This is a genomic window from Kitasatospora sp. NPDC059973 (genome assembly GCF_042737525.1).
GTDB lineage: Bacteria > Actinomycetota > Actinomycetes > Streptomycetales > Streptomycetaceae > Kitasatospora.
The window spans coordinates 172,379-182,660 of sequence record NZ_JBHWUI010000002.1 but is presented as its reverse complement, the minus strand read 5'-3'; the positions used below and the strand labels follow the sequence as shown (position 1 = coordinate 182,660).

Annotated in this window: 6 protein-coding genes; 2 read left to right on the top strand and 4 right to left on the bottom strand. The window is 75.6% G+C overall.

The window, feature by feature from the left end; genetic code table 11:
• Positions 1 to 63 precede the first annotated feature (63 nt).
• Entirely contained in the window at positions 64 to 597 is a 534-nt protein-coding gene (locus ACFWA9_RS01520) for a hypothetical protein (RefSeq protein ID WP_329489176.1), read from the bottom strand.
• Positions 598 to 690: 93 nt separating this feature from the next.
• Complete coding sequence (locus tag ACFWA9_RS01515) at positions 691 to 2,055, bottom strand: MFS transporter (RefSeq protein ID WP_380382288.1); 1,365 nt, start codon at positions 2,053 to 2,055, stop codon at positions 691 to 693.
• 554 nt (positions 2,056 to 2,609) lie between these two features.
• Between ACFWA9_RS01515 and ACFWA9_RS01510 the strand changes: the two genes are divergently transcribed.
• Together ACFWA9_RS01510 and ACFWA9_RS01505 are read left to right on the top strand one after the other, a co-directional pair.
• A complete protein-coding gene (locus tag ACFWA9_RS01510) occupies positions 2,610 to 3,488 on the top strand; it encodes a DUF3027 domain-containing protein (protein WP_329492206.1) in 879 nt (292 codons plus the stop codon).
• A 220-nt stretch (positions 3,489 to 3,708) separates the two neighbouring features.
• The gene (locus ACFWA9_RS01505) at positions 3,709 to 7,014 is read left to right on the top strand and encodes a sacsin N-terminal ATP-binding-like domain-containing protein (protein ID WP_380382278.1); all 3,306 of its coding nucleotides are present in this window, start codon (positions 3,709 to 3,711) and stop codon (positions 7,012 to 7,014) included.
• A gap of 365 nt (positions 7,015 to 7,379) precedes the next feature.
• Here ACFWA9_RS01505 and ACFWA9_RS01500 read toward each other — a convergent pair whose 3' ends face one another.
• Positions 7,380 to 9,872 (bottom strand): HAD-IC family P-type ATPase, encoded by a 2,493-nt coding sequence (locus tag ACFWA9_RS01500; protein ID WP_380382276.1) that lies wholly within the window; start codon positions 9,870 to 9,872, stop codon positions 7,380 to 7,382.
• Between the two features lie 52 nt (positions 9,873 to 9,924).
• Positions 9,925 to 10,227 (bottom strand): DUF2530 domain-containing protein, encoded by a 303-nt coding sequence (locus ACFWA9_RS01495; RefSeq protein ID WP_380382274.1) that lies wholly within the window; start codon positions 10,225 to 10,227, stop codon positions 9,925 to 9,927.
• Positions 10,228 to 10,282 lie beyond the last annotated feature (55 nt).

Below are 10,282 nucleotides of genomic sequence, written 5' to 3'. Positions count from 1 at the left end.
GTCGGCCCCGCCGGGGGGCCGACTGCTCGTCGTCGTGGAGTCGCGCGGTCATCGGACGGCCGGTCAGGCGTCCTGGGTGTTCAGCTGGAAGTACCAGACGCCGTAGATCGCGTCCGGCTGCTTCGGGTCCGACTCGACCACGGTGACCAGGGTCTTGCCGGAGGCGTTGAGGGCCTTGGAGGCCGACACCGAGCCGGAGTAGGTCGAGCCCTTGGCGGCCGAGGCGAGGATGAAGCGGCCGCCCTGGGCCTGCTGGCCGCCGTTGGTGTTGGCCCACCAGCCGCGGTCGGCCACGTCCGGGGTCACGCCGAGGCCGAGCTGGTCGCTGGCGACCACGTCGGAGGAGGGCAGCTTGCCCTCGTCCAGCGCCTTGCTCGCCCGGTTCTGGCACTCCTCCTGCTGCTCGTCGGTCAGCGGCTTGCCGTCGTTGAAGCAGAACGGCCCGACCTCCATGGAGGACCGGCCGACCGTGAGGGTGACACGGTGGCTGGAGGGTTCTTCCTGGCCCGTCGCGTAGGCGATGGACCCGCCGACCGTGCCGGCGCCGATCACGACGACGGCGCCGACGGCGGCGATGACACGGGTGCTGAGGCTCATGCGTCAGAGGCTACCGGGCTTTGCCGATCACGCTACGCGGGGGTCGGCAACCGCGTGTTGCGGCCCGGGGGCGGTGCGGGGGGCGGCGCGGGGCTAGGCCACCCGCGGGGCGGTCGCACGGCGCCGGGCGCCCACCTTGAACAGCGCGCGAACCGTCCAGAGCAGCACCACGCCGACCACGCCGGCCGCCACCGAGAGCCCCAGCGCGCCGTCCAGCGGCAGCAGGATGCCGACCGCGCCACCGGCCACCCAGGACAGCTGCAGCAGCGTCTCCGAGCGGGCGAAGGCCGACGTCCGCACCGACTCCGGGACGTCCCGCTGGATCAGCGCGTCCAGCGCCAGCTTGCCCAGCGAGGCCGCCACCCCGGACGCGGCGGCGACCACCACCACCGTCACCACCCCGTACCAGAGCGCGGCGGCGGCCGTCGCGCAGGTGGCCAGCAGCAGCATCGCGGTGACCGTCGCCTCCGAGCCGCGGGTCCGCAGCCAGGAGCCGAGCACCGAGCCGAGCGCGTTGCCGGTGCCGGCGGCCAGCGCCACCAGGCCGAGCGCCAGGGTCGGCTGCAGCCCGCCGACCGGCTCCTCGCGCAGCAGGAACGCCAGGAACATCACCAGGAAGCCGACCAGCCAGCGCAGGGCCGACATCGCCCGCAGGGCCAGGATCACCGACGGGCCGACGGTGCGCAGGGACGCCTTCGGCGTGCCGGCACTCCTGGCCTCCTCGGCGCCCGGCACGGCGGCGGGCTCGCCGTGCGCCTCGGCGTGCAGGACGGCCCGCTGCTCGCCCTTGGCGGAGTCCACCTCGTGCGGCAGGTGGAAGGCCATCAGGGTGCCGACCACGAAGACCAGGAAGGCGCCGCGCAGCGGCCAGCCCGGCCCGATCAGGTGCAGCACCCCGCCGACCCCGGCCGCCACCATGGTGGCCAGCAGCCCGGCCAGGGTGACCCGGGAGTTCGCCTTCACGAGTGACAGCCGGCTCGGCAGCAGTCGTGGCACCACCACGCTGCGCACCACCCCGTACGCCTTGGACGCCACCAGGACGCCCAGCGCCTCCGGATAGAGCGCCAGCCCGCCGCCGGACACCGTGCCGGCCATCGTCCACGCCAGCACAGCGCGGGCCAGCATCGACATCGCCATCGCGGCCCGCCGGCCGTGCGGCAGGCGGTCCAGCAGCGGGCCGATCACCGGCGCCAGCAGCGCGAACGGCGCCATGGTGATCAGCAGGTAGAGGGCGACCCGGCCGCGCGCCTCGCCGGTGGGGACGGAGAAGAAGATGGTGGAGGCCAGCGCCACGGTGATCAGCATGTCGCCGAAGGAGTTCAGCGCGTGCAGCTCGATCAGCTTGGCCAGGCCGGACTCCCCGGCGCCCTCGGCGGAGGTCGCCCGGCGGATCCGCCGGCCGGTGCCGTGTACGACCTTTCCGGTTCGGGCGCCGGCGGCGGAGGCGGTGCGGACCAGGAAGTGTCGGCGGGCCTCGGGCGCGCCGTCGAGTTCTCCGGCGGCGTCGGACGCTTCGTCGGCCGGCCGGTCCGGGCGCTTCACGAGATCCACCGGCGGCCCGTCGCCGTCCCGTCCGGGCACCGTCGAGGCGCCCACCTGGTGCGGTTCGCCCGCACCGGGGGCCGGAGCCTGCTGTCGCGGCACGGCGTTCGCCTCGTCGGGGCTGCCGGCCTGCGAGGCGCGCAGTGCGTGCTGCGACGGTTTTTCGTCCGCCACAAGCCCATCCTGCCCCAGAATCGGTACTGCGACGCGGGATTCCGCTCCGCTCGGCGCGGCCCTTCCGGAGCCGGCGGGCGCCCCGGACTGTGCCGGGTGGCCGACCGGCGGGTAGCCTGCCCAGGGTCCGCCCGAACGCGCGCCGGACTCCGGAGGACCGGACGGGCGGCGCGGCCGGTATCCGTGGCGGCCCGTGGTCGCGCAGAATGGTCGAGGGAAACCGAGCCGCGACGGAACAGGCAACACGCCGTGGGCAACAGAAGAACTGGGAGAGAATCGACGCCGTGAGTGCTGCGATGCGAAGCCGTACCCCCGATCGGCTCTGTGCCGAGGCCGTCGAACTCGCCCGGCAGGCAGCGGACGAGGCCGTCGGAGCAGAGACCGTAGGGGCGCACCTCGGCGTCCAGGCGGATGCCGACCGCGTCGTCACCCACACCTTCGAGTGCCTGGACGCGGCATACCGGGGCTGGCACTGGGCGGTCACCGTGGCCCGCGCCCCCCGCGCCAAGAACGTGACCCTGGACGAGGTCGTGCTGCTGCCGGGCGACGACGCCGTGCTGGCCCCGCAGTGGGTGCCGTGGAGCGAGCGGCTGCGCCCCGGCGACATGGGCCCCGGGGACCTGCTGCCCACCGACGCCGACGACCTGCGCCTGGAGCCGGGCTGGACCGGCGAGGACGAGCCGGCCCCGAACTCCGTGGTGGCGCTGGCCGAGGAGGACGTGGTCGTCTCCGACCCGTCGGTCCAGCCGGCCCCGGCCCGCGCCCAGATCGGCGCCCTCGCCGAGGAGCTCGGCCTGGGCCGCAGCCGGGTGCTCTCCCGGCTCGGGTTGCACCTGGCCGCCGACCGCTGGGAGAAGGCGCACGGCCCGCAGACCCCGATGGCACAGGCCGCGCCGGCCTCCTGCGCGAGCTGCGGCTTCCTCGTCCCGATCGGCGGCTCGCTCGGTCAGGCCTTCGGCGTCTGCGGCAACGAGTTCGGCCCGGCCGACGGTCAGATCGTCTCCTTCGCGTACGGCTGCGGCGGGCACTCCGAGGCGGCCGTCATCCCGGCCCCGCCGGCGCCGTCCGAGCTGATCCTGGACGAGCTGGTGGTCGAGCCGCTCCAGCTGCACCCCGACCGCACCTCTGGTTCGGTGGAGCCCGACGCCCCGGCCGAGGAGCTCGGCCACTCCTGAGCACGGTGGCTCCTGAGTCCGGCCACTCCTGAGTCCGGTGGCTCCTGAGCCGGGCCGCGTTCCCGAGCCCGGCTGTTCCCGGGCCGGGCCCGGCAGCGGCCCGGAACCGCCCCCACCGGGCGGAACGGCGCCACGGCCCGGGCCCGGTCCGCAGGGGGTGCCCGGGCGGGGGAGAATGCCCCCCGTACGAAGTACAGGGCGGCGGAGGGTGGCAGTTCCAGTGGAACCTCGGATCATCGGCAGCGGCACGGACGAGCACCACGCGGACCCCTTCGGCAGCGCCGTCCTGCGCCGCCGGGTGCTGGACGCCTGGGCCGCCTCCCCGGCCCGGTTCCGGGAGGACGCCAACGCCGAGGAGGAGCTCGCCCTCGGCGGCTACCGTGACCGGCTGGTCGTCGAGTTGGCGCAGAACGCGGCCGACGCGGCGGCCCGCGCGGGCGGTGCCCCGGGCCGGCTGCGGCTGACCCTGGCGGACGGTGTGCTGGCCGCCGCCAACACCGGTGCGCCACTGGACGCGGCCGCCGTCGAGTCGCTCTCCACCCTGCGCGCCTCCTCCAAGCGCGCCGACGAGCAGCCCACCGTCGGCCGGTTCGGTGTCGGCTTCGCCGCCGTCCTCGCCGTCACCGACGAGCCCGCCGTGCTGGGTCACGCCGGCGGCGTGCGCTGGTCGCTCGGCGAGGCCCGCGCGCTGGCCGAGGCGCAGCCGGCGCTCGGCGAGGAGCTGCGCCGCCGCGACGGCCACGTGCCGCTGCTGCGGCTGCCGTTCTCGGCCGAGGGCCCGGCCCCGGCCGGGTACGACACGGTGGTCGTCCTGCCGCTGCGCGACGCCGCGGCCGAGGACCTCACCCGCCGGCTGCTGGCCGGGATCGACGACGCCCTGCTGCTCACCCTGCCCGGGCTCGCCGAGATCGTGGTGGAGACCGAGGAGGGCACCCGCACCCTCACCCGCGGTGCCACCGAGGCGCGCCCCGACGGCGTCGCCGAGGTGACCGTCACCGACGACGCCGGCGGCCGGCTGCGGCAGACCGTCTGGCAGACCGCCGGCGCCTCCGGCGCCCTGGACGCCGCGCTGCTCGCCGACCGCCCCACCGAGGAGCGCGCCCGTCCGCACTGGACGGTGACCTGGGCCGTCCCGGTCGCCGCCGACGGCAGCCCGCAGCCGACCGGGATCGCCCCGGTGCTGCACGCGCCCACCCCCAGCGACGAACCGCTCGGCCTGCCCGCGCTGCTGATCGCCTCCTACCCGCTGGACTCCACCCGCCGGCACGTCGCCCCCGGCCCGCTCGCCGACTTCGTCACCGAGCGCGCCGCCGACAGCTACGCCGACCTGCTGCGCGCCCGCGGCGGCGACCTCGGCTCGCTCGGGCTCGTCCCCGGCCCGCTCGGCCAGGGCGCGCTGGACAACGCGCTGCGGGCCGGCATCCTCGCCCGGCTGCCCGGCACGCCGTTCCTGCCGCACACCGCACCGGTCGAGGAGGGCACGCCCGCGCTGCGGCCCCGGGACGCCACGGTGCTGGAGGGCGCGGACCACTCGGTCGTCGAGGCGCTGGCCCCGATCTTCCCCGGCCTGCTGCCGGCCGGCCTGGAGCGCCGCACCGAGCTGCGGGTGCTGAACGTGCGCCGGGTGCCGCTGGCCGACGTGGTCGACCAGCTCGGCGGCCTGGACCGCGAGCCCGCCTGGTGGCGCAACCTCTACGCGGCGCTCGGCGCGGCCGACCCGGAGGCGCTCGGCGCGCTGCCGGTGCCGCTCGCCGACGGCCGGACGGTCACCGGTCCGCGCCGGGTCCTGCTGCCCTCGGAGGACGCCGACTGGGCGGCCTTCCCCGGCTACCCCGAGGCGCTGGCCGGCGCGCTGGCCCTGCTCGACCTGCGGCTGGCCCACCCGGAGGCGGCGCACCCGCTGCTGGCCAAGCTCGGCGCCGGCACCGCCACCCCGGCCGGGGTGCTGGACACTCCCGAGGTGCGGGCCGCCGTGGCCCGCTCCTACGAGCTGGCCGAGGACGACCTGGACGCCGCCACCGACGTCGCCGAGTCCGTGCTCGCCCTGGTCAAGGCAGCGGCTCCGGCGGTCGGCGAGCACCCGTGGCTGGCCCGGCTGGCGCTGCTGGACGACGAGGGCGAGCCGGCCCGCGCGGGTGAGCTGATCCTGCCGGACAGCCCGTTCGCCGCACTGGCCCGGGAGGAGGACGCCGGCTGGATCGACGACGAGCTGCTGGACCGCTGGGGCCCCGAAGTCCTGACCGCTGTCGGGGTGTTGGCCGACTTCGTGCTGGTCCGCGCCGAGGACGTGGTGCTCGACCCGGACGACCTGGAGCGGCTCGACCCGACCGCCCCCGCCGACCGCGCGGCCGGCGGCCACCCCACCGGGCTGCTGGACGAGGCGCCCGACGGCCTCGCCGAGTGGGCCGAGGACGCCCTGGAGGCACTGCACGCCGACGACGCCGACCCGGTCGGTGTCCCGCCGGTCGCGGCCGAACTGCTGGTCGTCCGCGACCTCGACCTGGTGGACGACGACGCGTGGCCGCAGGCGCTCGCCGCCCTCGCCCGCCCGCCGTACCGGGAGGCCGTGGTCAACCCCGTCCGCACCCTGCTGCCCGACGGCTCGTACGCGGACCTGCCGCCGTACACCGCGTGGTGGCTGCGCGACCACCCGGTGCTGGACGGCCGCGAGCCGGCCGGGCTGCGGGCGGCAGGGGCCGACCCGCTGCTGCGCGGCCTCTTCGAGGAGGCCCGGACGACGCTGGACGAGCAGTTCCTGCACGCGCTCGGGGTGCGCACCACGCTGACCGCGTTGCTGGCCGAACCGCACGGGCCGGACGAGCTGCTGGACCGGCTCACCGACCCGGCCTCCGTCGTCGGGCACCGTCAACTGCACGGCATCCACAGCGCGTTGGCCCGGGTGGCGGCGGACCGGATCGAGCCGCTGGACGTCGTCCGGGCGCTGCCGCCGCTGGACCGGGAGACCGGCCGCCGGCCCGCGCACACGGTGCTGGTGGACGCCACCGAGGCGGTCGTCGCCGACGCCCCGGACCTCGTCCAGCTGCTCCACCCGTACCCGCTGCTGCCGGTCGCCCCGGCGCTGGCCGCCGACCTCGCCGAGCGCCTGCACGTCTCGCTGGCCAGCGAGGTGGCCGGCGGTCGGGTGCTCTCCGAGGGGCAGCTGCACCGGGTGCCCGCCGTGGTCCGCGAGCTGCTGCCCGGCTGCCCGGTCGCCTACGAGGAGCACGAGGAGCTGCTGGTGGTCGGCCCGGACGGCGAGGAGGCCGCCGTGGACTGGCGGTGGGACACCGCGGCGGACGCCCCGGAGGCGCCCTACGACCCGGACACCGCCGAAGCCGCGGACGAGGACGACGAGTTCGAGCTGCCGCCGGTGCCGGGGCTGCTGCACGCCGCGACCCCGGAGGGTCTGGCGGCCGGTCTCGCCTGGTCGGTCGGGCAGTGGCACCGCCGGTTCGAGGTGCTGGCCGCGCTCACCGAGCCGGACCGCGCCTACGAGCTCTCGGCCGCCCGGGACTTCGAGGGCTGACCGGGCTGGCGGGCCCGCGGCCGGGGCGGCGGGCCGGCGCCCGGTCGGCTCCGGCCGGGCGCGGGTGGCCCGCCCGGTGCCCGTCCCGGCCGGCGGGGCGGGAGCCGGGCCCGGGCGACCGTGCTCCGGTCCAGCCGGTCCGGGCGGCCGCGCCCAGCCACCGGTAGAGGCCGACCGTGACGGTCAGCCAGAGCACCGCGACCACCACCGGCGCGGCCTTGCGCAGCCACGGCCCCGGTTCGATCAGGGCATCGGCGCCGACCAGGGCGAGCCCGGCCGCCCCGGCCGCCAGCATTCCCCCCAGGAAGGCGGTGAACGCCTCCAAGTCCCCACCCCTGCGCGCCATTCAGGACCCCCCTTCGGGGTCAATCATCCGCCTTCCGCCGCATGATCCGCCAGGAGACCTCCAGCAGGAGTCCGGCCACCAGGGCGATGCCGACACCGATCCACGGGTCCCGGGTGCCGGAGAGCGAGAGCTGGAAGAAGTCGGACAGCCACGGCACCGTCAGCACCAGCGTGAACGCCCCGCCCATCGTCGCGATCAGCAGCAGCCGCCACCAGTTGTACGGCCGGGCCACGATCGCCAGCACCCACAACGCCACCAGGAACAGCGTCAGCGTCGCCACGCTGGTGTCGGACTTCAGGTCCGTGGCGTGGTCGGCCCGGGCCAGCGCGTACGCGGTGAAGGTGGCCGTGCCGGCGATGATCCCGCCCGGCACGGCCATCCGCAGCACCCGGCGGACGAAGCCGGTCCTGGCCCGTTCGTTGTTGGGCGCCAGCGCCAGGAAGAAGGCCGGGATCCCGATGGTGAGGGTGGAGAGCACCGTCGAGTGCCGGGGCAGGAACGGGTACGGCGAGTGGGTGAAGATCACCAGGAGGGCGAGCAGGACCGAGTAGACCGTCTTCACCAGGAAGAGCCCGGCCACCCGCTCGATGTTGCCGATCACCCGGCGGCCCTCGGCGACCACCGACGGCAGGGTGGCGAAGGAGTCGTTCAGCAGCACGATCTGCGCGACCGCCCGGGTGGCGTCGCTGCCGGTGCCCATCGCCACGCCGATGTCGGCGTCCTTGAGCGCCAGCACGTCGTTGACGCCGTCGCCGGTCATCGCCACGGTGTGCCCGCGCGACTGCAGCGCGCCGACCAGGTCGCGCTTCTGCTGCGGGGTCACCCGGCCGAAGACGCTGGTCCGGTCGGCGGTGTCGGCGAGCTCCTGCGGATCGGTCGGCAGGGTGCGGGCGTCCAGCGGGTGGTCGGCGCCGGGCAGGCCCAGGTGCGAGGCGACCGCGCCGACCGAGACGGCGGCGTCGCCGGAGATCACCTTGGCCCGGACGCGCTGCCCCTCGAAGTAGCGCAGGGTGTCGGCGGCGTCCTCGCGCAGCCGCTGCTGGAGCACCACCAGGGCGAGCGGCTGGAGGTCGGCGGCCGGGTCCGGGGAGTCCAGCGGGACGGGCGTGCGGCCGAGCAGCAGCACCCGCAGCCCCTTGGTGCCCAGTTCGTCCACCTCGGTGAGGGCCGGGTGGCCGGCGGGCAGCAGCACGTCCGGGGCGCCCAGCAGCCAGCTGGCCTCGCCCCCCTGCGGTTCCAGCAGCTGCACACCGCTCCACTTGCGGGCGGAGGAGAAGGGCATCGCCTCGATCACCCGCCAGCCGCCGCCGTTGCCGTGCTCCGTGTCGCCCCTGCCGTACGCGTCGATGACGGCCTGCATGGAGGGATTGGGGCGGGTGTCGGCGCCGGCCATCACCCCGAGCGCCTGCTTGACGACCTCCGGGTCGGAGAGGACCGGCCGGCCCGGCGGCGCGTCCGCCCTCGGCCGGCCGTCGGCCTCCGGCCCCGGCGGCAGGGTCCGCAGCTCGACGACGTCCATGCCGCCCTCGGTGAGGGTGCCGGTCTTGTCCAGGCAGACGGTGTCCACCCGGGCCAGGCCCTCGATCGCGGGCAGCTCCTGCACCAGGCACTGCTTGCGGCCCAGCCGGACCACCCCGATCGCGAAGGCGACCGAGGTCAGCAGCACCAGGCCCTCGGGGACCATCGGCACGATGCCGGCGATCATCCGCCGGACGGCCTCCCTCCAGTCCCGTCCCTCCACCGCGAGCTGGCTGATGATCAGACCGATCGCGGTGGGGATCAGCAGCCAGGTGATGAACCGCAGGATGCTGTCGATGCCGCTGCGCAGCTCCGACTTGACCAGGGAGAACCGGCTGGCCTCCTCGGCCAGCTGCGCCGCGTAGGCCTCCCGGCCGACCTTGGTGGCGGTGAACGCGCCCGCGCCGGCCACCACGAAGCTGCCGGACATCACCTGGTCGCCCGGCTGCTTCAGGACCGAGTCGGGCTCGCCGGTGAGCAGCGATTCGTCGATCTCCAGACCGTCCGCCTCGGTGACCTCGCCGTCGACGATCACCTTGTCGCCGGTGCCGAGCAGCACGGTGTCGTCCAGCACGATCTCGCCGGTGGCGATCTGCTGGACGGCGCCGTCCCGGCGGACCTGCGGTCTGGCCTCGCCGATCAGCGCGAGGCTGTCCAGGGTCTTCTTGGCGCGCATCTCCTGGATGATGCCGATCGCCGTGTTCGCCACGATGACCAGGCCGAACAGTCCGTCCTGGATCGGTCCGACGACCAGGATGATGCCGAACATCACGCCGATGATCGCGTTGAACCGGGTGAAGACGTTGGCCCGGACGATCTCCCGGGTGGAGCGGCTGGACCGCACCGGCACGTCGTTGACGTCGCCGCGGGCGACCCGTTCGGCGACCTCCGCGGTGCTCAGTCCGCCGCGCCGGCCGGGCAGCAGGCCGAGCGGGTGGGCGCCGTCGTGCCGGTCCCCGGGCGTCTCTTCGGCAGGCTGCACAGGGTGCGTCATGGCACCGACTCTACGGGCGCCTTATGTCCGATGCGTGCTACTAAAGGACTATTCAGTCCGACTGGGTGGCCGGGTCGCCGCCGTCACCGGCGGCGGCCTGCGCCGCGGCCGCGGCGGCCCGGTCGCGGGCGATGGCGTCCCGGCGGGCGCGGCAGTACCAGAGGCCGATCAGGCCGAGGCCGGCGCCGGACAGGCAGATCCACGGCCAGCTGCCGTGGCCGTGGTCGGAGAGGGTGCCCTGGAAGGGGAGCAGGGCCAGGAAGGCGACGAACCACAGCACCGTGCCACCGCCGACGATGGCGACGTCGTTGGCCTCCAAGGGCGGGGGCGAGGGGTGCAGCGGGCTCTTCGGCATGAGGCCTAGCCTACGGGGCGGGGTGCGGTTGTCCGCCACCACGCGGGCCGGTCCC